General features: G+C 56.7%; 22 protein-coding genes and 1 tRNA gene. 11 read left to right on the forward strand and 12 right to left on the reverse strand.

The window, feature by feature from the left end; translation table 11 throughout:
- Nucleotides 1-179: 179 nt before the first annotated feature.
- On the forward strand, nucleotides 180-3023 hold the full coding sequence (locus JN414_RS04010; RefSeq protein ID WP_237389866.1) for a glycosyltransferase: 2844 nt from the start codon (nucleotides 180-182) through the stop codon (nucleotides 3021-3023).
- Nucleotides 3024-3123: 100 nt separating this feature from the next.
- On the opposite strand, the gene JN414_RS04015 is transcribed toward JN414_RS04010, so the two are convergent.
- Both JN414_RS04015 and JN414_RS04020 read right to left on the reverse strand, forming a co-directional pair.
- Nucleotides 3124-4515, reverse strand: coding sequence for an NAD-dependent succinate-semialdehyde dehydrogenase (locus JN414_RS04015; protein WP_202206828.1), 1392 nt, complete (start codon nucleotides 4513-4515; stop codon nucleotides 3124-3126).
- A gap of 91 nt (nucleotides 4516-4606) precedes the next feature.
- The gene (locus tag JN414_RS04020; protein ID WP_202206829.1) at nucleotides 4607-6625 is read right to left on the reverse strand and encodes an NAD(+) synthase; all 2019 of its coding nucleotides are present in this window, start codon (nucleotides 6623-6625) and stop codon (nucleotides 4607-4609) included.
- Between the two features lie 163 nt (nucleotides 6626-6788).
- On the opposite strand from JN414_RS04020, the gene JN414_RS04025 reads away from it, so the two are divergent.
- Nucleotides 6789-6962 carry a DUF1328 domain-containing protein gene (locus JN414_RS04025; protein WP_046900350.1) on the forward strand — a complete coding sequence of 58 codons (174 nt, stop codon included), beginning with the start codon at nucleotides 6789-6791 and terminating at the stop codon, nucleotides 6960-6962.
- 6 nt (nucleotides 6963-6968) lie between these two features.
- Here the strand turns inward: JN414_RS04025 and JN414_RS04030 are convergent, their stop codons facing one another.
- Genes JN414_RS04030 through mlaD form a run of 6 tightly spaced genes read right to left on the reverse strand, consistent with a single transcriptional unit; the run spans nucleotide 6969 to nucleotide 11007 of the window.
- A complete protein-coding gene (locus JN414_RS04030; protein ID WP_202206830.1) occupies nucleotides 6969-7484 on the reverse strand; it encodes a disulfide bond formation protein B in 516 nt (171 codons plus the stop codon).
- Nucleotides 7481-8818 (reverse strand): trehalose-6-phosphate synthase, encoded by a 1338-nt coding sequence (locus tag JN414_RS04035; protein ID WP_064275514.1) that lies wholly within the window; start codon nucleotides 8816-8818, stop codon nucleotides 7481-7483. The genes JN414_RS04030 and JN414_RS04035 overlap by 4 nt, the downstream gene beginning before the upstream one ends.
- Complete coding sequence (gene otsB / locus JN414_RS04040; RefSeq protein ID WP_202206831.1) at nucleotides 8806-9528, reverse strand: trehalose-phosphatase; 723 nt, start codon at nucleotides 9526-9528, stop codon at nucleotides 8806-8808. The genes JN414_RS04035 and otsB overlap by 13 nt, the downstream gene beginning before the upstream one ends.
- A 50-nt stretch (nucleotides 9529-9578) precedes the next feature.
- Nucleotides 9579-10253, reverse strand: coding sequence for a DUF2155 domain-containing protein (locus tag JN414_RS04045; RefSeq protein ID WP_202206832.1), 675 nt, complete (start codon nucleotides 10251-10253; stop codon nucleotides 9579-9581).
- Nucleotides 10254-10255: 2 nt separating this feature from the next.
- Entirely contained in the window at nucleotides 10256-10477 is a 222-nt protein-coding gene (locus tag JN414_RS04050; RefSeq protein WP_202206833.1) for a hypothetical protein, read from the reverse strand.
- Nucleotides 10474-11007, reverse strand: a complete 534-nt coding sequence (gene mlaD, locus JN414_RS04055; RefSeq protein WP_207204216.1) for an outer membrane lipid asymmetry maintenance protein MlaD — start codon at nucleotides 11005-11007, stop codon at nucleotides 10474-10476. Before mlaD ends, JN414_RS04050 begins: the two co-directional genes overlap by 4 nt.
- Nucleotides 11008-11201: 194 nt before the next feature.
- On the opposite strand from mlaD, the gene JN414_RS04060 reads away from it, so the two are divergent.
- The 8 genes from JN414_RS04060 (at nucleotide 11202) to JN414_RS04095 (ending at nucleotide 17794) form a co-directional block, all read left to right on the forward strand.
- Nucleotides 11202-12716: a vitamin B12-dependent ribonucleotide reductase gene (locus JN414_RS04060; RefSeq protein ID WP_202206834.1), complete on the forward strand. Its 1515-nt coding sequence runs from the start codon at nucleotides 11202-11204 to the stop codon at nucleotides 12714-12716.
- Between the two features lie 145 nt (nucleotides 12717-12861).
- Complete coding sequence (locus tag JN414_RS04065; RefSeq protein ID WP_086634744.1) at nucleotides 12862-13230, forward strand: AtpZ/AtpI family protein; 369 nt, start codon at nucleotides 12862-12864, stop codon at nucleotides 13228-13230.
- Complete coding sequence (locus tag JN414_RS04070) at nucleotides 13208-13957, forward strand: F0F1 ATP synthase subunit A (protein WP_046900946.1); 750 nt, start codon at nucleotides 13208-13210, stop codon at nucleotides 13955-13957. Before JN414_RS04065 ends, JN414_RS04070 begins: the two co-directional genes overlap by 23 nt.
- Nucleotides 13958-14003: 46 nt before the next feature.
- Nucleotides 14004-14228: an ATP synthase subunit C family protein gene (locus JN414_RS04075; protein WP_007284348.1), complete on the forward strand. Its 225-nt coding sequence runs from the start codon at nucleotides 14004-14006 to the stop codon at nucleotides 14226-14228.
- An 8-nt stretch (nucleotides 14229-14236) separates the two neighbouring features.
- Entirely contained in the window at nucleotides 14237-14797 is a 561-nt protein-coding gene (locus tag JN414_RS04080; protein ID WP_046900359.1) for an ATP synthase F0 subunit B', read from the forward strand.
- Nucleotides 14798-14807: 10 nt separating this feature from the next.
- Nucleotides 14808-15308, forward strand: coding sequence for an ATP synthase subunit B (locus JN414_RS04085; protein ID WP_046900360.1), 501 nt, complete (start codon nucleotides 14808-14810; stop codon nucleotides 15306-15308).
- Nucleotides 15309-15312: 4 nt separating this feature from the next.
- On the forward strand, nucleotides 15313-16065 hold the full coding sequence (locus JN414_RS04090; protein WP_202206835.1) for a glycosyltransferase family 2 protein: 753 nt from the start codon (nucleotides 15313-15315) through the stop codon (nucleotides 16063-16065).
- A gap of 76 nt (nucleotides 16066-16141) precedes the next feature.
- Nucleotides 16142-17794 (forward strand): glycosyltransferase family 39 protein, encoded by a 1653-nt coding sequence (locus JN414_RS04095; protein ID WP_202206836.1) that lies wholly within the window; start codon nucleotides 16142-16144, stop codon nucleotides 17792-17794.
- 17 nt (nucleotides 17795-17811) lie between these two features.
- On the opposite strand, the gene JN414_RS04100 is transcribed toward JN414_RS04095, so the two are convergent.
- Nucleotides 17812-17887: transfer RNA gene (locus tag JN414_RS04100), tRNA-Ala, on the reverse strand.
- A gap of 143 nt (nucleotides 17888-18030) precedes the next feature.
- Here JN414_RS04100 and JN414_RS04105 point away from each other — a divergent pair.
- Nucleotides 18031-18336: a YggT family protein gene (locus tag JN414_RS04105; RefSeq protein ID WP_046900947.1), complete on the forward strand. Its 306-nt coding sequence runs from the start codon at nucleotides 18031-18033 to the stop codon at nucleotides 18334-18336.
- 3 nt (nucleotides 18337-18339) lie between these two features.
- Here the strand turns inward: JN414_RS04105 and JN414_RS04110 are convergent, their stop codons facing one another.
- From JN414_RS04110 to JN414_RS04120, 3 genes are all read right to left on the reverse strand, one after another.
- Nucleotides 18340-18552: a hypothetical protein gene (locus tag JN414_RS04110; protein ID WP_202206837.1), complete on the reverse strand. Its 213-nt coding sequence runs from the start codon at nucleotides 18550-18552 to the stop codon at nucleotides 18340-18342.
- A 98-nt stretch (nucleotides 18553-18650) separates the two neighbouring features.
- Complete coding sequence (tldD, locus tag JN414_RS04115; RefSeq protein ID WP_202206838.1) at nucleotides 18651-20114, reverse strand: metalloprotease TldD; 1464 nt, start codon at nucleotides 20112-20114, stop codon at nucleotides 18651-18653.
- Between the two features lie 76 nt (nucleotides 20115-20190).
- The gene (locus JN414_RS04120; protein WP_202206839.1) at nucleotides 20191-21354 is read right to left on the reverse strand and encodes an aminotransferase; all 1164 of its coding nucleotides are present in this window, start codon (nucleotides 21352-21354) and stop codon (nucleotides 20191-20193) included.
- Nucleotides 21355-21634 lie beyond the last annotated feature (280 nt).

Below are 21634 nucleotides of genomic sequence, written 5' to 3' on the forward strand. Positions count from 1 at the left end.
TGTAAATTGCACCTGTGACAAACCCATCCTCAACCTCCCCCTCGCCCTCTCTGCAGGATAGGTATCTGGCCGAATTAGCCAATTTTCTTATCCAGAGGCCCTTACCCGAGAGAAATTCAGGCCCCCAGGGAGATGGGGCTGACCACGCCGCCAGAGCAATTCTCTGGCTAGGAAGCGTCTTGCAAAATGATGCCTTCCCACAGGTGGCCACTATCCTTTTGTCTCCGGCGCTGGATGATGAACTTGGCTCCCAGCTCAGAGCTTGGCAGGAACTTGAAAGTCATCATTCAGAAAGAACATTCGCGAGAATCCACAGCGATGGTGATTCCGGCATATTGCTCTGTCACCGAACGCATGAGGAACAATGGGCAAAATCCAGTATTCCCGTGGTTCTAGTAGGGAAAACAACTCAGAGCCGCCCGAATGAAGTCGTTCTGTCAGACCATATTGCGCTCCGCCCAGCAGGGACGCATCCCTTCATTGAGCTTTTGGTGGGTCAGTCCGATAAATCCCGTGATTTCCGTCACAGGGTTCGCCAGCTTTTTGCTCATGACCTAGCCACACGCCAGAACGCCGCAGAGCTTCAACGATACAAGCAGGCTGCTGAACATGCAGAACACACAACTCACGCTCTCCGGATCGAGAGCCGGTGTCTCTCCAGAGGCATCCGCATTCGAGACGAAAAGATTGCGTCCCTGACGCATATTCTTGACCCGATACGCCAGGAACGTGACGCTTTCCGCGTAAAAATGGCGGAAGAAAACCACAGGCGGACAACGATCGAACACCATTATACAGAAAACCGCGAGGGTCTGGATTCCCTAAGAATCTTTCTGTCGCAACCCGCACCTTTATGGCGCCGGGTTCTTCGGGCTTTTCGAAAACCCTTTATTCCACATATCCCAACACTTCCTGAGCCTCTCGCCTTGCAGTCTTGTTCAGAGCAGGAAGACTTTTCATCTAGTACGTCTTTCGCTCTGGTAGAACCTTCTACAGTTCCCGATGATGGAACCTGTTCGCCTGAAGTCATACAGCGCGTTCTCTTCATCGCCGGTGAGCCCGATACACCTGGCGTTGCCTATCGATGTGACCGAAATGCCGAAGCCGTCCGTAACGCAGGATATGAGGCACGTATCCAGCCTTGCGCCACAGTCGGGTACGAAGACATCCGCTGGGCTGACGTCATGATTTTCTGGCGCGTGGAGTATAGCGGCCACGTCAGCACCATTCTTGATCTGGCGCAGCAGGAAGGCGTCAGAACCATTTTTGACGCCGACGATATCGTTTTTGTTCCACATTACGCGCGTATCGACTTCATTGACGGCATTCGCTCTGTGGGCGCGACGGAAGAGCGCATTGAGCGCTGCTTCGCAGACATGCGCCGGACTCTTGTGCGTTGTGAACAGGGATCAGCAACAACCCGGGAGCTGGCTCTTGCAATGCATGAGCTGCGCCCCGTCATCCATCTTCTTCCGAATGTCTATGACCATGAGACACTGCGTCGATCCCGCCTGGGCTGTCGCCTCCGCGGAGAGCCTGGTCGTTCAACATCTGACGACGGACTGATCCGCATTGGATATGCTACGGGTTCTCGCACCCATCAGCGTGACTTCACCATTGCTTATCCTGCTCTGACCAGTGTGCTGAAAGCACGCCCCAACACGCGACTGGTTCTATTCAGGGAAAAAGACAATCACCGTCCCGTCCTTCTGATGGAGGAGTTCCCGGCTCTCAAGGCCGTAGAAAGCCAGATCGAATGGCGAGATATGGTTCCCCTTTCCGAACTTGGGGAAGAGTTCGCCAGATTCGATATCTCCATTGCGCCACTGGAAGTCGGCAACATCTTCTGCGAAGCCAAAAGCGAGATAAAATTCCTTGAAGCCTCTCTTGCAGGCAACGCCTCCATCGTTTCTCCAACCGGCCCATTCCGTCGGGTCGTAAGAAACAATGAAACCGGCCTCCTGGCTGAAACCCAGGAAGAATGGACCAGCGCGCTCCTGAAACTGGTCGACAACCCCGATCTGCGCCGCACTCTGGCCCGTAACGCCTATCATGACGTTCTCTGGCCCTTCAGCCCGGAAGCTCAAGCCCGGCGCATGGCACTCGCCCTGTCTTCCCTCAACGGCGATGTGGAAGCGGCTCAAGCGGCGGAAACTCTTCTGGCCCGCGGCCGCGTAAAGCCTCCTGCGCTGCCGGTCGTTCCAGAGAGTGAAACGCTCTTCCACCATGACATTCTGGGCGAAGCAGACGTCACAGTCATCGTAACATCCTACAATTACGCCAATCACGTTCTGGATGCTCTGGATTCCGTTGTTGCCCAGACACTTCCAATCCTGGACCTTATCGTGGTGGATGATGGGTCAACGGATGAATCCGCTGACCTCATCAGGATCTGGATGGAACGGCACACCGGCCGCTTCAACCGCCTGATCTTCAGACGGTCCATTCGCAATGCAGGGCTGGGTGGCGCACGAAACATCGGCATGGATGCTGCTGAAACCCCGCACACTCTGCAATTGGACGCCGATAACATCCTGCGCCCGGATGCTTGTGAAACACTATTGGCCGCCATGACATTTGGCATCGCCTACGCCTATCCGCTGATCCAGTGCTTTGACGAGAACGGGCCACTCGTCACAAAGAAGACCCCTGATCTGATCACACCACCCGGCGCACCTGTTCTTCTCGGCGATCTACCCTCGAATCCCCTGACACTGGTTTCAGGCAATCGCATTGATGCCATGGCCATGGTCGCCAAATGGGCGTGGGCAGCAGCCGGCGGCTACTATGTTTCACGTGAAGCAATGGGCTGGGAAGACTATGATCTCTGGTGCACTTTTGCTGAACTCGGACTACCAGGACGACAGGTTCCAGCCGTTCTGGCGGATTACAGGCAACACAGCAGTTCCATGACCAACGCATCGACAGAGCGGACCGCCCACAAAGCGCGTGTCGTTGCATATGTGCAGGACAGACATCCCTGGATTAATCTGACCGCAGAGAAGGCCCATCAGAGAGCCTGACCTTCCCCGATCAGTCTTTCAGACACAAAAAAACCCGGACAGTTTCCTGTCCGGGTTTTTTCATGAACAGGCCGGATCGCAAGATCCGACCAACTCACAATCAGAACGGTGCGTCGATATCCACGACATCAATCAGCTTGTGATTCACAAACTCCTTGATGCCCAGACCAATCAGCTCACGGCCATAGCCAGAACGAGCCACACCACCAAACGGCAGATCAGCCTTCACCATCGTGGGATGGTTCACATAGACCATGCCCGTGTGGATCTTCTCGGCAACCTTCACGCCACGCGCCGTATCCTTGGTAAAGACGGAACCGCCCAGACCAAACGGAGAGTCATTGGCAACGCGGATCGCCTCAGCCTCGTCCTTCACACGATAGAGCTGCGTGACAGGACCAAAGAACTCCCAATGACGGGCTTCATTGTCGCCATGCAGGTTCGTCATCAGCAGCGGCTGGAAGAAGGCACCCTTCTCAGGAACCGGTGCGCCGATCACTTCAACAACAGCACCGTGCTTCTTGGCTTCTTCAACCTGAGCCTTCAGATCATCAGCAGCCTTCTGTGAAGACAGCGGCGCAAGCGTCGTAGCCGGATCCATTGGATCACCAGCCTTGAACTTGAGAACCTCAGCCTTATAGATCTCCAGGAACCGGTCGTAGATGGAATCTACAACGATCAGACGCTTGGAAGACACGCAGACCTGGCCTGCATTCCAGTGACGCCCGAAAGCAGCCCACTTGGCAGCCTTTTCAACATCTGCATCTTCCAGCACGACAAATGCATCGGCACCGCCGAGTTCCATCGTTGCCTTCTTGAGCGCCTGACCAGCTGTGCTTGCCACAATTGCGCCCGCACCTTCAGAGCCGGTCAGCGCCACACCACAGACGCGCGGATCATTCAGGATCACAGCCGTATGGTGACGGGCAGCATAAAGATTGTGGAATGCGCCCTTGGGCAGGCCAGCCTCGATCATCAGGTCATCGAAGATGGCAGCACACTGCGGCACATTGGATGCATGCTTCAGCAGAACCGTATTACCGGCAGAGAGCTGAGGCGCGATGATGCGGGCGATCTGGTAGTACGGGAAATTCCAAGGCTCAATTGCAAAGACAATGCCCTGCGGCTGATGGATCAGGATGGCTTCGCCTTCCTTCGGATCAGCAACCGGAAGCTTTTCCGGCTTCAGAAGCTCTTCAGCGTTCTTGGCATAATATTCGAAGATCTCAGCGGAGAGAATGGTCTCCAGCTTTGCTTCTTCATAAAGCTTGCCCATCTCAAGGGTGAGAAGCTTCGCATATTTATCGATATCACGGCGAAGGATTGCGCCTGCAGCAGCCATAACCTTGGCGCGGTCTGCAAAGGAAACGTCGCGCCAGCTCTTAAATGCCTCATATGCGTCGGTAATCGCCTGCTGCACTTCCTGGTCAGTTGCTTCCGGGAAGGTTTTAAGCGTTTCACCCGTATATGGATTGGTCGTAGCGTAAGCCATGACGGAAAATCTCCGTTGAATAAAATGGTACCCAGCATATTGGCATGAAAGCCATGGGACGGAACCCCCAACCCCTCAAAAGTTTGAAAGTTCACATAGCCGTGTTCTGTTTAAGCTCTTCCAGCCATGCTCGTGCGTTACCATCGGACGGTGCCCTCCAGTCTCCACGCGGAGAAAGAGAGCCGCCAGCAACGATTTTCGGCCCATTGGGCATGGCCGAGCGCTTGAACTGACTGGTGGCAAAAAACCTGTGGATAAAAATCCTTAACCAGTGACAGATTTCTTCCAGATCATAGGATTTTCGCCGGTCTTCAGGAAAATGCATCGGCCAGGAACCGGTTGTAACACTTCCCCATGCCTTTTCAGCCAAAAAGGCGATACGTGACGGGCGAAATCCATACCTGAGCACATAGAAAAGCGTGAAATCCTGCAAGGCATACGGGCCAATCATCTGCTCCGTACTCTGAATTCCCTGCCCCACATCCGGGACGAGTTCCGGGGAGATTTCAGCATTGACGATCTTCTCCAGAACGTCTGGTGCACCACCTTCCAGCCTCCCTTCCCGGACCAACCAGCGAATGACATGCTGGATCAGCGTCTTCGGCATTCCAGCATTCACATTGTAGTGAGACATCTGATCCCCGACACCATAGGTGCACCACCCCAGCGCCAGTTCGGAAAGGTCACCCGTCCCGATGACAATGCCGTTTCGATGATTAGCCAGACGGAAGAGAAAGTCCGTTCTCAGTCCTGCCTGCACATTCTCGAAGGTGATGTCATGAACCGGCTTGCCCTCTGCATAAGGATGACCAATGCCCGCCAGCATCGTCTCGGCCGCAGGCCGAATATCCAGCTCATTGGTTTCTACGCCCAGTGCTGACATGAGCGCATGAGCAAGCCCACGACTTTCGCTGCCAGTGGCAAATCCGGGCATCGTGTAGGCAAGGACATGCGTCCGGGGCCAGCCAAGCTCATCAGCAGCTCTGACAGCAACCAGTAACGCCAGCGTACTATCAAGGCCGCCGGAAACACCAATGACAGCACGCTGCGCACCACTCGCCTGCAACCGCTGACGAAGCGCGCTCACCTGAATGGTCCAGGCTTCGTAGCAATCCCGAGCTAGCGTCTTCGGATCAGAAGGGACAAACGGAAATCTTGCAACGTCGCGCTTTAACCCAAGGTCTTCCAGTGGGGCAGACAAGGCGAACCCAATGGTTCTAAAACGGTCACGCCCGACACCAAACTGGCCCGTCCGCAAGCGCTCCTGCCGGAGAAGATCAAGATCCACATCCGCGACCACTAGCCGCTCTCCCTGAGGGAAGCGATCTGACTGCGCGAGAAGACGCCCATTCTCGTGAATGGAAACCTGACCATCCCATGCCAGATCAGTGGTGGATTCCCCTTCCCCAGCCGCTGCATAAGCATAGGCTGTCAAAGTCCGCATGGATTGAGCCTGGCACAGCAGAGAACGGTCATCTGTACGGCCAATTGTAACTGGCGACGCAGAAGGATTGAGAACAACACTCGCCCCCGCCTGAGCCAGCATTCCGCTGGGAGGGTTGGCCACCCACAAATCCTCACAGATCTCGACGCCCAGCGTCAGACCCGGCAGATCATGCGCTTCAAACAGAAGGTCCGCGCCAAACGGAACCTCAGCGCCACCAATCCGCACCAGTCCGGACGTTCCCAAGCCAGACGTGAACTGTCTGGGCTCATAAAACTCTCGGTATCGTGGAAGATAGGACTTGGGAATAACGCCAAGAATACGCCCACGATGAATGACTGCTGCACAATTATAGAGCAACTCCCCCCGGCAAAGCGGCAGCCCGACCACGGCAACACTCATCAGGTCAGCCGTCTGCCTGGCGAGCCATTCCAGGGCAGTTCGGGCACCATCCAGCACCACATCCTGAAACCGCAGATCATCAAGCGTGTAGCCAGTCAGCCCCAGCTCCGGAAAAACAACCGCAGCAACACGCTGTCGGTCACAGTCCTTCAGAACCTCAAGAACCCTCTCCGCATTGGCTTTTGGCTCGGCCAGAGAAACGGGAAGCGTACAGGCCGCAATCCGGGCAAAACCCTGATGATAAAGTGAGCGGAATCTGGTCATGGTGTCCCTCTCAGACCCAGGCGACCCGGAAAGCGGGCGTCACGTTTTAATGTGTTCAACGATACAGCCATTACGAAATTGAACCGGAGCGTCTTTGTCCCGTTCTGCCTTGCTCACCCCGTTTCTCCAACTGGAGGAACATCATGACCCAGGAGACTTACCAATGGATCTGCTTCGCTGGACGGTTGTCTTCCTCATCCTTGCCCTGTGTGCCGCCGTGCTTGGGTTCGGTGGGATTTCGGCAGATTTCGCCTATATCGGCAAGATCCTGTTCTTCATCTTCCTCGTACTGCTGATCATCAGCCTGATCTTCGGTCGCGGTCGCCCGAGACTCTGACAGGTTTCAGCCTCGGGAGCGCAGCATGCGCACGCTTCCGAGGCTGGCCACCACAAAAACGACTACAGCATACAAACCGCCCGTTTCCGTCATGGAAATCGGAAGGCCGAATAGATAATCCGGCGAATCACAGGGCTTGTTCGGCCGGGCCGGCATCGCTGCCATCCAGTCCTTGAAGCTACCGCCATGAAAAACCGGCGCGCGACATTCGGGAGCCGGACTTGGCCAGAACTTATGTTCAACGCCAGCATGCAGAACCGCCAACCCAATACTGACAGCAAGGCACAGCAGCCCCGCGAACACGGGATATCGTGCGTAACGTCGCGGCAAAAGCAACGTCAAAGCGCCAATCCCGATCAGAACGCGCCAGGGCCTCCTCTCCCACAGACACAGTTCGCACGGCGCCAGCAGAAGCCGGTGCTCCGCAAACCATGCCGTCCCGAGCGCCAAAACCCCGGCCAGAACGAACAGCCCTCCCAGTATCCTGGTCATATCGGGCTGCTTCGTTCCGGTCAGAGTCATGTGCGAGAGGCCTCCAGGCTATCTAGAAACTGCTTGGCCCAGCTTCCCGCTGTGTTGCGAGAGACTTCGCCGTAAAGTGCGGACCATGCCTCATGACGGGTCTGCACGTCCATGGTGAGTGCCGCATGAAGTGCATCTGCCATCCCCTCAGCGTCCAGCGGATTGACCTGAAGCGCCTCTGGCATCTCAGGTGCTGCACCAGCGAACCGTGACAGAACCAACACGCCCGGATCCTTGGAATCCTGAGCCGCGATAAACTCTTTGGCGACAAGATTCATGCCATCGCGTAGCGGTGTGATGTAGCCGACATCGGACACGCGATAGAGCCCCGCCAGAACATTCCGGGAAATCGGCCAGGTCGTATAACGGATCGGCACCCAGTCCGGCGTGCCATATGCCCCGTTGATCGTTCCCACCAAGCCATCAAGCTCTTCCTTTAGAAGACGATAGCTCTCAACGCCTGTACGGGAAACAGGCGTGATCTGAAGGAACGTTACCTTGCCCCGATACTCCGGATAATTTTTCAGGAGCATCTCGTACCCCCGCATCCGCTCGGGCAGACCTTTAGAATAATCCAGTCGATCCACACCGATAATCAGGCGCTTCCCAACCAGACTGTCCACAATCTGCTCCACGTCTTCCGTGGATGCACTTTCAATGGCCTGCTGCCTGAAACGGATCGGGTCAATCCCGATCGGAACTGCCTCTACTTCTGCCTTGAGACCATATTCCGCGAAACATCCCCGAAGGTTCTGGGCATCTTCTGGTGTCTGCACACCAATTCGGTCACAGCCCGCCAGCCCCTTCAAAAGGCGCTGCAATTGCGGCAGGAGACGCGCCACACTCCAAGGTGGAAAAGGAATATGCAGGAAAAAGCCAATCCGGCCCTTGACCCCTCTGTCCCGCAGCATCTCAGCCAGCGGAAACAGATGATAATCATGTATCCAGATCGTATCGTCCTCTTTCAGAAGAGGAACCAGACGATCGGCAAAGACGGCATTGGCTTCGTAGTAAGCCTCGCAATCTTCACGCGTGTAACGGATCAGCTGCGTTCTGTAGTGGCATAACGGCCAGAGAACGCCATTGGAAAAGTTCAGATAGAACCTGTCATACTGCCGGGGCGTCATATCAAATGTGGCATAAGTCACATTCCCAGCACGGTCCTCCATGACAGGCCGGTCCAGTGCGTCTTCGCACTGTTCCCCGGACCAGCCGAACCAGAGGCTGTCCCGTGTCTGAACAGCATCATACAACCCAACAGTCAGACCACCCGCAGGCTGCGTCCGTTCTCCGGGCGCTGGTGTACGATTGGAAACAACTATCAGGCGCCCCATCCATGCCCCTCCGATAAATCGTGCAGCCACCGGCGGAACGTGACTGCATCAGGAAAATCATCCGGAATGAGCCAGCCAGCACCGCCCATCTGGCGCGCAGCCTTCACTCCGTCCATGTCTGTAACGTCATCCCCGACAAAGAGTGGCAAGCGACCGCGAAAAGGATTTTCAGACATCAATTCCCGCACGGCTCCCCCCTTGTCCACGCCCAACGGACGAAGCTCGATAGCCATGTGAGCGTCCTGCAAACGGAAACCGCCAGCTTCCGGCGACCATTGCTCCGTCAACGCCCGAAATGCCGTTTCAGCCTCCGGCGCCTGACGATAGTGCAGGACCATTCCAGCCTTCTTGCGTTCCACGCTCGCACCGGGATGCAAAGAGACAATATCTTCCGCCTTCTGCAGCCAGTCAGCTGGCACAGAGGGGAGAGCAGGATGGGTGATGTCTTTTTCAGGTGAGGTCCGCACGGCCACTCCATGCTCCCCCGCTACGGCATGAGGAATACCGGGCAAAAAATGGTCGATCTGGGCAATCGGTCGGCCAGTCACGATAGCCAGCGCTCCGCCGAGCATATCTTTCAGGCGAAGGAGATCGTCTGCCAGTCCAGGAGGAACAATTACACTTTCAGGAGTAGGAGCGATATCGACCAGTGTTCCGTCGAAATCCAGCAGGATTGCAGCTTTTGAAGGCGGAAAAGGAATCTGGATCATGAGTAGGCTTCTCTTTCCAGTTTCAGGGGTACCCCCGCTCCGCCCACTCTTTATTCCAGGCCGGGATCGGCTGCGGGAGGAGGCAAGGACGGTCCGGCTGATGCCGGTGGTGCGGGAGGCACAAGAGACTGCGCGCCACCAGAAGGTGGCGCGAGAGGAATCGGTGCGTGGCTGTCTGGCGCCAGCGGAACCGCTCCTCCTTCAGATGATGACGAAGAACCGGACTGGTCGGTCCCCCCTTCATCTTCCGTTGCTATCGTACCGGCTAGTTGAGGCGCTTTTATGACGGGCAGCGGTCCAGCGTCCGGCGCAACACGATCTCCCGTGCACGCCACAACACGCACATCATAAAGCGAGCTGCCATAAGTCCCGAGAGATGGCTCATTCTGCAACATCCATCCGTCGAAGGGGGGTCGAGCCGAATCTCCCGAATCACGCAGGTGCAGCAACGCACCGGAATCAGCCGGCAATGTTTCCGGACGACTGACACACGCCTCAACCGCCACCGAAAGCGTTCGGTAGGAGGCATTTGCGCCCACCGGGATTGTCAGCGTTTCAATATGGGCATCCAGCCGATCCAGAACACGAATGACAGCCTGTGTCCGTCCCTGCCAGGTATTAGCCGGGTACATCGCCGGGGGGGCAAGCCCTACAGCAGCAAACGCCAATGACGTTACAGACAGAGCCAGAAGCGCCGTACCGGCAAACAGGAACCGATTGGTCATGATCAGGCGTTTCCTTGGGATTTCGGGTCCACGAGATCGGCAAGCATGGCGATGAAGGACTGGCGCATGGCATCTGGGGAAACACCCATCAGAATACCGTCCTCAAACGCATCCTGTAGGGCCTGACGCAATTCGGCATCGTTTTCTCTCAGCACGCGCACTTTCTCGACGCAGGCCACTGGCTGCCCATCACGATCCAGCCAGGGAAAGTCCTCGGAACTCACGGCTCGTCTGACAGGCCACCAGCAGGCTTCTGGGGCTTTTGAGCCTTCTGAAGCGTATCCGTGACCGAAAAGATGAATTTGCTCAGAAGCTGCTCAAGACTGATAGACCCCTGCGTCTCCGTCAGCGCCCCGCCAGCCTTGATAAGAGCGTCAGCGCCACCCGGTGATAGCGCAATGTACTTTCCGCCCAACAGACTGTCAGACGTGACAATCGCGGCAGAATCCGTTGGCAGCTTCACGTCCGGCGACAGTGTGAACGTCACCTGCGCCTGAAAAGTCTTCGGATCCACGACCTCAGACATCACATGGCCGACGGTAATTCCAGCCAGACGCACATCTGATCCGACATTCAGACCATCAATCTGGCTGAAAGACGCATGAACCTGGTAGCCACCATCATCATGACGATGGTGACCCAGCATCGCCAGAACCAGCATCCCGACCAGAAAGACCAGCACCAGAAACCCAGCCAGAAGCTCAAGCCGATCGTGGCGAGCTGCGGCAGGCGCTGTTCCCGTGGCTGCGCTCATGACATCACCTTCGAAAAAATCATTTTCCTGCACTAGCGGACTCCATCGCCGCAGTCCAACCCTCCCTTTGGAAACAGAGATTATCAGCTTGGGAAAATGTTATCCCCCATATCCCCATGTTCCCACCCATTAACCCGGTCAAAAGGCACGTTTTCCCGCTTCCGGGCCACCGGAACGCAGCGTAGATTCGCAGCATGACAGCCCGTCTTCATTGGACCGGCGTTCGCATGAGAACGCTTCGGGTCACCACCGATCCGGACGACAGCGCCACGCGCTCCGTCACCCTTCCGGCCGCCTGGGAGGATGATGCCGCGCAGGCACTGGCCCAGATCACGCAAAATGGTGGCCCCATCCGCCTTTCGACGGAAGCGGCACGCTGGGTTGACACAATTGATGCGTGTCCGCCTCTCCCCGGGACGCCAGCCAATGCCCCCTCTCCTGCCCGGAGCCTGTCTTATCTTCTGCTGATGCGTCAGCTCGCCCCCAACATTGCCCTGTGGGAACGTCACCCGGACGAAATTCCAGGTTTTGTTGTGCGACTGTCTGGCTTTGTTCAGGAGGACGGTTTCGCACCAGAGCATTTCGTGGCCTGCCTGAAGCTGGCCTGCGATTCCCTGCGTCGACTTCACGCAGCAACACGCGTGGAGCGAACAGGTGAGCTGCCGCTCTTTGACATGCCCGCTGATCCGTCAGAAGAACCCGCAGGCATTATCCTGCTAACGGACCTGGACGCTTGCCTCGCATCCATGGGGCTCGACTATGACAGTGATGCAGGACGAGAGGCCGCCAGAGCCATTGCAGCACTGGCCACGAGCATCGCACATGCAGGCACAAATCTCTCGCTCCCGACCATTCCAGCCTGCGCATCCCTGCCGGGGCTACGCGCTCTCGCGGCAGAGGCCTGCGCGGCCATGGAAGGCCAGCATCTTTCCCCGGTGGAAACGGGATTTTCTGGACCCGGGCCTGTCGACGCACTTCTAGGTGTTGAATCCTGTGGGTTGGCGCCGGTCTTTTCGCCCCTGCGAAGCGATGGACATCTCCGCGCCTCGACCCTTGCCAGACTGGCTTACAGAGGCCTGACACCCGAATCCGCCCTTGCCATGGCTCTTGCTGGTGAAGCTCCCCTTCCTCCGACAAGGCCGGAAGCCCATGCCGCCATGCATAAGGCCATGGAACGCTCCGTCGATTTCCTTCCGGAGTTGCCAGAACCCGAACTGGCGAATCTGCGTGCCAGACTGGAACGTGGTGCTCGGCGTCAGCTTCCAATGCGTCAAACCGGCTTCACTCAGCGCACTGCTGTCGGCGGCCACAGTCTCTTCATGCGCACGAGCGAGTTTGAAGACGGCACCCTGGGTGAAGTCAGCATCATCCCGACCCGAGAAACGCCAATGGCCCGGGGTTTAATGGATTGTCTCGGGCAGGCTGTCAGCATCGGTCTTCAGTTTGGTGCCCCGCTGGACGCTTTTGTCGAACGATTCGCTTATACCCGCTTCGGGCCTGCAGGCACGGTCGAAGGTGATCCGGGCGCTGCCTACGCATCGTCGATGCTCGATTACGCCTTCCGAACACTTTCGGAGGCTTATCTCGGTCAGCACATGCCAGACGCACCACAGATCGAACCCAACGCGGAAGATACATCTCCTATGTTGCCGTTCGATCATTCGTCGGGCGATACACCCCGCGGTCGACGCCTCAGACTGGTGAGTTGATGAAAATATGGCGTCTTCCGACGTCTGCGCTGCTGGAATACATTGACAGCCTGCGGACACGTCGGTAGCTAGCGCCTGCGCTGAGAAGGAATCCGGTCATTGTGCCCGGTGGACAGGATGCGCACAGGGTAAGGGATCAGACAGCGTGGGACACGCCCCTTCCGACGAGGATGACAGCTTTGATGTGCGCCTGAAGCGCGCAAGCAAAAAGCTTGATCCCCACGCGGAAGAGTTTTCCACAAAGTCCTCCGATGGAGATGCGGGTTCTATCGCATCTTTCGGGGTTGCGATCCGGGTCGGAACGGAGCTCGTAGCCGGTCTGGCGGTTGGTGTGGCATTAGGCTACGCTCTTGACCGCTGGCTGGGTTACAGGGTTCTTTTCCTTCTGATTTTTGCCCTGCTAGGTTTTGGTGCCGGCATGATGAATGTCTGGCGGGTTTTGAATGGGCCGGGCATGGTGCCCGAGCTGAAAGATGACGGGAGAAGCCAGCGTGGCAGCCGGATCGACGATTGACGCGCTCGGACAGTTCGAGCTCCATCCGGTTCTCGGATCTCTGGGCGAAGCTCTGCGGTTCTCACAGTCTCCACTGTTCATGCTGATCGCCGTTGTGCTGGTGCTCGCATTCCTCTTTATCGGAATGCGCCCAGCCTCCGTCGTTCCTGGCCGTCTTCAGGCCGCAGCCGAAATTGGTTACGACTTCATTCATGACCTTGCCATCGGCACGATGGGTGAAGAAGGCGCTGCTTTCTTCCCGTTCGTGTTCGCTCTGTTCTTCTTCATTCTCGCCGGCAATTACCTCGGCCTGCTTCCCTTCTCCTTCACCTATACAAGCCATATCGCAGTGACACTTGCGCTGGCCGTAACGGTGTTCGTGATCTCGATCCTCGCTTCCCTGCGCTTTCAGGGCCTGGGTTTCTTCAAGCACTTCATGCCAGCTGGCGCCCCTGTGTGGCTGTCGCCGCTGCTCGTGCCGATCGAGATTCTTTCTTTTCTTTCTCGCCCCGTCAGCCTGTCGATCCGTCTGTTCGCCAATATGGTGGCCGGTCACGTTCTGCTCGAGGTGTTTGCCGGCTTCACAATCATGCTCGCCGGTCTGGGCTTCTTCGGTCATATCCTGGCCGTTGCCCCGATCGCGATCAACATTGCGCTGACGGCTCTGGAATTGCTGGTGGGTGTGCTTCAGGCATACGTTTTCGCCATTCTCACCTGCATCTATCTGCGCGAGGCCGTCGCTCACTGAGCGCGGTTTTGCACAACCCCTGTATCGACCCTAAAGGAACCTGACCATGGACGTTCAAGCCGCTCGTGACATCGGCGCCGGTATTGCAGTAATCGCCCTCGCAGGCGTCGGCATCGGCCTCGGCAACATCTTCTCGACGCTCGTGAGCTCCATCGCTCGCAACCCGGCTTCCCGCCCGCACGTTTTCGGCCTCGGCATGCTCGGCTTCGCGCTGACGGAAGCCGTTGCTCTGTTCGCGCTGCTGATCGCCTTCCTGATCCTGTTCGCCTGAGGTCGAACATGCACCGCACGCCACGTCTTTTCCTGTTCGCCGCTCCGCTGGCGGCTGTGCCGGGCCGAGCTGTGGCTGCGGGCATGCCGCAGCTGAACGTCCATGATCCGCTGCTGATCGGACAGGTCGCCTGGGGAGCCGTCATTTTTGCCGGCTTCTATGTCGTCCTTAGCCGTTCCGCTCTGCCGCGGATCGAGCGCGTGCTGTCGAACCGACGCACCCGCATCCAGAATGACCTCGATATTGCCCGCCGTGCGAAAGCCGAGTCCGACCGCGCAAGCGCCGAACTCCTGAGCACCCGCCATGAAGCGGCCGCACAGGCCCGGGCCAATGTAGAGCGCATCCAGAATGAGGCTCGCCTCAGCGCTGAAACGCATGCACGGGAAACCGCAAAGCGTCTCGAAGCTGAAGTCGCAAACGCCGAAGCCCGGATTGCCCAGTCCCGCGAGCAGGCTCTTTCCAGCCTCCCCGCGATTGCCACTGGCACCGCTCAGAACCTGGTTTCCCGTCTGATCGGGGAACAGGATGAACAGACTGTCGCCAGCGCCGTGAAACGCGTCAGCGCCTAAGGAGACGACGATGTTCCAAGAACCCCGTTTCTGGACTGCTCTGGCATTTGTCCTCTTCTTCGTGATCTTTGGTCGCAAGCTCTGGGCCGTCATCACGAGCCATCTTGATGCCCGTGCAGAAGGCGTTCGCCGCGATCTGGACGAGGCAGCCCGTCTCCGGCGTGAGGCAGAGCAGATGCTCGAAGATGCGACCCGCGAGCGTGAGAAGACGCTGGCAGAAACGCAGGCCATGATTGCCCGCTCAGAGACGGAAGCTGCTGCTCTGGCAGAACGCGCCCGTCACGAAGCAGAAGCAGCGGCCGGCCGTTACGAGAAGATGGCGCACGACCGGATTGAAGCCGCAGAGCGCGCTGCAATCCGTGAAGTTCAAGAGCGCGCAACAGCCATTGCCATCTCGGCAGCTCGCGATGTTGTGGCCTCCCGTCTTTCCGAAAGCCCGGACGTTGCTGCTAAGCTGATTGAGCAGAGCATTCAGAACCTTCCGGAAGCGCTGCGCCGTTCTGCGGCCTGAGCTTATGACATCCGTCCGCCCATCCCCGACACCCGTGACTCTCTCCATTGTCATGGCTGTCCTGAATGAGGCGGACAATATTCTTCCTGTCTGTCAGGAGCTCGCAGGAGTTCTTGGTCGACTCCCTGAAAATACTGAAATCCTTGCCATTGATGATGGCAGCACGGATGCAACCGTCGAGAAGCTTCTTGAAGCACGACGTCAGTATCTTCCAAGCCTCAGAATCATCAGTCACCCACGTCGTCTTGGAAAGTCCGCAGCTCTAAGAACTGGAGCGACGGCGGCCTACGGCGAATGGATGGCAACCATAGACGGCGATGGCCAGGACGACCCTTCCTCCATCATCCGTATGCTCGAACTGGCGCGTAACACCAACTCTAAGCCACCCTTGGTGGTAGGAGTTCGTCGTAAGCGAAATGACCGTCTTTCACGACGCATTGCCACAAAGCTGGCCAACGGCTTACGCCGCCGCCTCCTAAATGATGGTTGCCCGGACACCGGGGCGCCTCTCAAGCTTTTCTCTCGCGAGATGTTCCTGCGTATTCCGCAGTTTGAGGGTGTACATCGCTTTCTACCGGCCCTCCTTGGACACTATGGCGCCCCGCTGATCTGCCATGAAGTTCAGCACCGTGCTCGTCTGCACGGCTCATCAAAATATACCAACTTCAATCGGGCTCTTGTTGGCATCCGTGATCTTCTGGGTGTCATGTGGCTACAAAACCGAACCCACCTGCCCGATCGTCTGACCGAACACTGATCCATCCTTTAACGAGGATGGCCTTTCAGACACTTTCCGGCCACCATTCTCTGATGGACCGGAACGGAGCCTCTGCATGAAACTGACATTCCGGCATTATGCCCTCCTCGGGCTAGTGGCCTTTCTGCTTGCCTTGCCGGGACGCATGACATTGCCCCCGCTGGATCGTGACGAACCACGTTATATGGAAGCGTCAGAGCAGATGCTCACGTCCGGAAATTTCGTAGACGTCCGCTTTCAAGACCAGCCACGCTATTTGCAGCCGGCTGGCATCTACTGGCTTGAAGCCTCTTCTGCAAAAATTGCGGAAGAACTCTTTGGCTCAGACGTCCTTCGCAAAACCTGGCCCTATCGCATTCCAAGCCTCATAGCCGCCGCCCTTATCATCCCCCTGACAGCCTGGATGGGAAGCGCACTTTTTGGAGCCGTTACCGGTCTGATGGCTGCGGGCCTCCTGATGGTTTCGACGCTCTTTGTCGCCGAAAGCCATATGGCGACAATCGATACAGTCCTACTCCTGGATATCCTGTGCTTTGAAGCAATGCTTCTGAAGGCATTTCTCGATCGTCAGAAGAACAGTCCGACATCTGTTTGGGTTGCGTGCGGTTACTGGCTAGCGTTAGGCGTCGGCCTAATGCTCAAGGGCCCTGTTGTTCTCATTCCAGGCTTTTGTACCCCACTGGCCCTATGGGCTGTCGAACGTGATCGAGAGTGGTGGTCCAGACTGCGTCCGCGCTGGGGTTGGCTGCTCATGCTTGCCGTAGTGGTTCCTTGGTGTGTCGCGATTGATGTTGTCAGTCATGGGGACTTCTTTTCACGCGCCATCGGCCGTAACTTTCTGGGGAAAGTGGCGCATGGACAGGAAGCTCACGGTCTACCACCAGGGTTCCATCTTATTGTTTTTGCGCTGGCATTCTGGCCTGGATCTTTTTTTGCTGCTTTGGCAATTCCGTCAGTCTGGAAAAATCGCAAACTGCCTCAGGTCCGGTTTTTGCTGAGCTGGATTATCCCGCACTGGCTGGTCTTTGAACTAATCGCCACGAAGCTTCCGCATTACGTGCTCCCAACATATCCGGCCATTGCAATCCTGACTGCTGCGGCTCTAACGATCTGGGGTCGTCCAGCTCTTTCCAAATGGAGCAAAATCGCCCTCGGACTTTACGGCGTTATATGGGGGATAGTCGGCTTGGCGTTCTGCTTCGCTGGCACGGTCGTGCTGTATAAAATGGAGCACATGTTTTCGATCCGTGAAGGCCTGGCTCTCTGTGGAGCACTGCCTCTCATGGGAGGAGGAATTCTTCTCCTGATGCGCAATCATCGGCAGCAGGCTGCATTCTGCGCGATGGGAGCCGCTGTCATTGCACAAGCCGGCCTCTTCCTGGCTGTCATCCCAAACCTTCAAACCATTCGACTGGCTCCACGAGTGGCGGCACTTTTTGAAGACGTAAAACCATGTGCTCAGACTGTACTCGTCTCGACGTCCTATTCCGAGCCAAGCCTTGTTTTCCTCGTAGGTGAACACACGCAGTTGATCGGCCCGGCAGCAGCAGCAGCTTACCTCCAACAGAACCCTCGCTGCACCCTTGCTCTCGTAGACCGCAAGGACGAAAAGATTTTCCGTGATGCCCTTAACCGGACGGACCTCAGCGTCGTGGAATATGGACGTATCCAAGGCCTGAACTACTCAAATGGCCATCATCTTGACCTGGGCCTGTTCGCCCCGGACTAAATTCCTGGAAATTGCCATGGTGGAGCTGAGGGGAATCGAACCCCTGACCTCCTCATTGCGAACGAGGCGCTCTCCCAACTGAGCTACAGCCCCATGGCACTTTTGATAGTTCCCATCAGCCCGGTTTCTGTCAAGCAATCCAGATGAGGTTGTCCTGTCTCGCCGAGGCAGATACAAAACCTGTTCCTGGCTGGCCGCTTACCCGGTCTTCCGCGTTTTCCGACGAGGTTTTCAGCATGCTTGCCCTGCACGCCATTATCCTGATGATCATTCAGGCATTCGTATGGGCTCTTCTGGCTTACTGTATCCTGTCCATGCTGCTGGGCTTTGGCGTGCTGGATATTCGTAACCGGTTTTTCTACTCGCTCTTCAACACCCTCGCGCGCGTCGTCGAGCCTATTCTGGCCCCTATTCGAAATATCCTTCCCAGCACAGGCGGCATGGATTTCGCGCCGATGGTCCTGCTACTGGCAATCCAGTTTCTGGTCTATCCCCTCGTCAACCGGGTATTCGCCATGCTGATTTACCACCCGGCTTTCTGAGACTTACCTTACTGCGCGCCACACTTCTTCCAGCGCATCAGCCAGATCATTGTGTGGTTCGCTCCACAGGCCTGAATGCGCCGGTGGTTGCATCCAGGCGCGCCACCTTTTTCCAGCCTCACGTTCAATACGAACAGACCAGTCTTCAGGCAAGCGGCTCAGCACCCGCTCCATACGAACCTGACTGGTCAGTGGCTTGGCGTAATTATGCCCCATGGTGGAGCTCCTTTCACAACGTGAACTCCTGAGCTGCAATATCCGGAAATGAGTTACGGCTACTTTTAAGAGCCGGGAAGCCGGAGAGCTTTACCCTGTCAGGCTGTGCCACCTACCGTCAGGCCAGACAACTTCAACGTCGGTTGCCCCACTCCGACAGGAACGCCCTGACCAGCTTTGCCGCATGTCCCAATTCCTGGATCAAGCGCCACATCTGACCCGATCATCGAAATCTGGTTCATGGCATCTGCACCATTTCCAATGAGCGTCGCCCCCTTCACCGGGCGCGTCACTTTTCCATCTTCAATCAAATAAGCTTCAGACGCGGCAAAAACGAACTTCCCGGACGTAATATCAACCTGACCACCGCCAAAGTTGACGGCATACAGTCCACGCTTTGTAGAGCGGATCATCTCGTCGGTCGTCGCTGTTCCTTCAAGCATCACCGTATTTGTCATACGTGGCATAGGAGCATGAGCGTAAGATTCCCGACGGCCATTTCCCGTAGAAGACACACCCATCAGACGGGCATTCAGGCGATCCTGCAAATAGCCCGTCAGAATACCGTCTTCGATCAGAACAGTCCGTCCTGTTGGAGTCCCTTCATCGTCGATGCTCAAAGATCCCCGACGCTCCGGCAGTGTGCCATCATCAATAACCGTCACCCCAGGAGCAGCCACCCGCTTCCCAACCATGCCGGTGAAGGAGGATGTTCCCTTCCGGTTGAAGTCCCCCTCCAGACCATGGCCAACAGCTTCATGAAGCAGAATACCTGGCCATCCTGGCCCAAGCACCACATCCATTTCTCCTGCAGGTGCCGGCGCTGCATCGAGGTTCAGCAGAGCCTGCCTCAGAGCTTCATCAACTGCTGCTTTCCATGTTGCGCCATCCAGAAGACGATCCAGTTCATACCGTCCTCCCTGTCCATGACTGCCACTCTCGCGACGACCGTCCTTTTCAACCACGACCGATACATTCAGACGGACCAGCGGACGAAGATCCGCAACGCGATCTCCAGCATCCGAACGCCGCATAATCTGCACGGCCTGCCACTCGGAACTCAGACTGGCACTGACCTGAACAACGCGGGTATCTACACCACGGGCATAGGCGTCAATTTCGCCCAGAACCGCCGCACGCGCTGCAAAGTCCGTTCCTTCCAGCGGTCGGGAATCAGAATAGAGACGCTGATTGGTTGATCGCGGGCCCGGCGCCATCACGCCACTTCGTCCCTGTCGCACGGCACCGACCGTGCTAACCGCACGTGCCAGAGCGTCTTCACTCATTTCATCAGAATGGGCGAAAGCCGTTTCCGTTCCCAAGACTGCGCGCAGACCGAAGCCTGAAGAGGTTGTGAAACTCGCTGATCGGATTGTTCCATCATCCAGCGAGATCCCCTCATTTTCGCGGTATTCGAGAAACAGTTCTCCATCATCTACCCCTGCCAATCCCTGTGCAACCAGTGCTTCGGCACCCTCCCGCGTCAGCCGGGAACCGGGGCGGTCAAAAAACAGGGCATCAGTTGTGGCAAGGGCTCCCAGCGCATCTGCGGCAATGGACATCGGGGTAATCTCCTGGCTGAGAGGATGGTGAAGAACTAGAAATGGGTCATAGCACGCGAATTGAAAGAGGCCGCCTTCAGGTGAGTGCTTTTTCGAGGCGACGCAGGGCTTCCTGAAGAATTTCCGGCTTCTTGCAGAATGCAAAGCGGATCATGTTGCGTGGCGGTTCAGGGCTCTCTGGGTCATAAAAGGCAGAGACCGGGATTGTCGCCACGCCTGCGTGTTCAACCAGCCATTCGGCAAACTCCACATCCGTTCGTCCCTGAGCATGACGTGACGTATCCGCCACGACAAAATAACTTCCATCTGCGGGAAGTGTCTCAAAACCGAGGCGATGCAATCCTTCCACAAGAATGTCTCGGCGCAATTCCAGGTCAGCGGACAAACTTTTGTAGTAGCTGTCGTCCTTATTCAGACCATGCGCCACGGCGCGCTGAAGATTAGGAGCCGTGGCAAACACCAGCACCTGATGAGCCTTGGCAACCACAGACGCCAGAGCCGCGGGCGCTGTGACATACCCGACTTTCCACCCTGTCAGAGAGAAGCTCTTGCCTGCGCTCCCAATGCGCATGCAGCGCTCCCGCATGTCAGGAAGCGTCATGAGGGGAATGTGTTTCACGTGAAACGTCAGGTGTTCGTAAACTTCGTCACAGATCACATATGCATCATGTTCCTTCACCAATCCTGCAATCAGCTCAAGTTCAGTCTGTGAAAAGACCTTGCCCGCAGGGTTCATCGGAGAGTTCAGGATCATGGCTTTCGTTTTGGGGCCAAAAGCTGCACGAAGCTCTTCTTCGGGAAGCTTCCAGTGTGGCGGCTGAAGACGGACGCACTTGGGAACTGCGCCGATCATCTTGAGCATGGGAAGATAGGTGTCATAGAGGGGTTCGATCAGAACCACTTCATCACCAGCTTCCACAACAGCCATCAGGCAGGCTGCCAGAGCTTCCGTTGCTCCGGACGTCACAACAACTTCTGTCGCCGGATCAATCTCAAGCCCATAAAAACGCTGGTTTGATTCAGCGACAGCCTGCCGCAGCTCCGGCAACCCCGTTAGCGGCGCATACTGGTTTCTATTATCCTTCAGCGCCTCAGCCGCGACGTTGATAATATCCGCCGGGCCTTCAGTGTCCGGAAAGCCCTGCCCCAGATTGATTGCATCATACTTGGCAGCAAGCTGAGACATAATCGTGAAAACGGTCGTGGGCAGCGAGGACAGATAGGTATTGGGCGTTTTCATGGACCAGCGCTTTTAAGACATGGAACGGAAGAGAGACTTCACCATTGCAGGACCCGCACGTCCTGAAAAGCCATTCCCTGCGCTTTGGTCCTCACCTCACGTTCTCAGTTGAACAAACGTCTTTTTTGGAATCAGTACCCGCACAGTAACTATGGAATTCCCGATCAATAAAATTTTCCCGATCGGACAACACCCCGGCAAGTCAGAGCTTCCCCATCCCTGATCGGCCAGAAAAACGCGTCCAATCAGGCCAAGTGCCATTTTGAGACACTTTCTTTCT

The organism is Gluconobacter sp. Gdi (assembly GCF_014132155.1).
Classification (GTDB): domain Bacteria; phylum Pseudomonadota; class Alphaproteobacteria; order Acetobacterales; family Acetobacteraceae; genus Gluconobacter.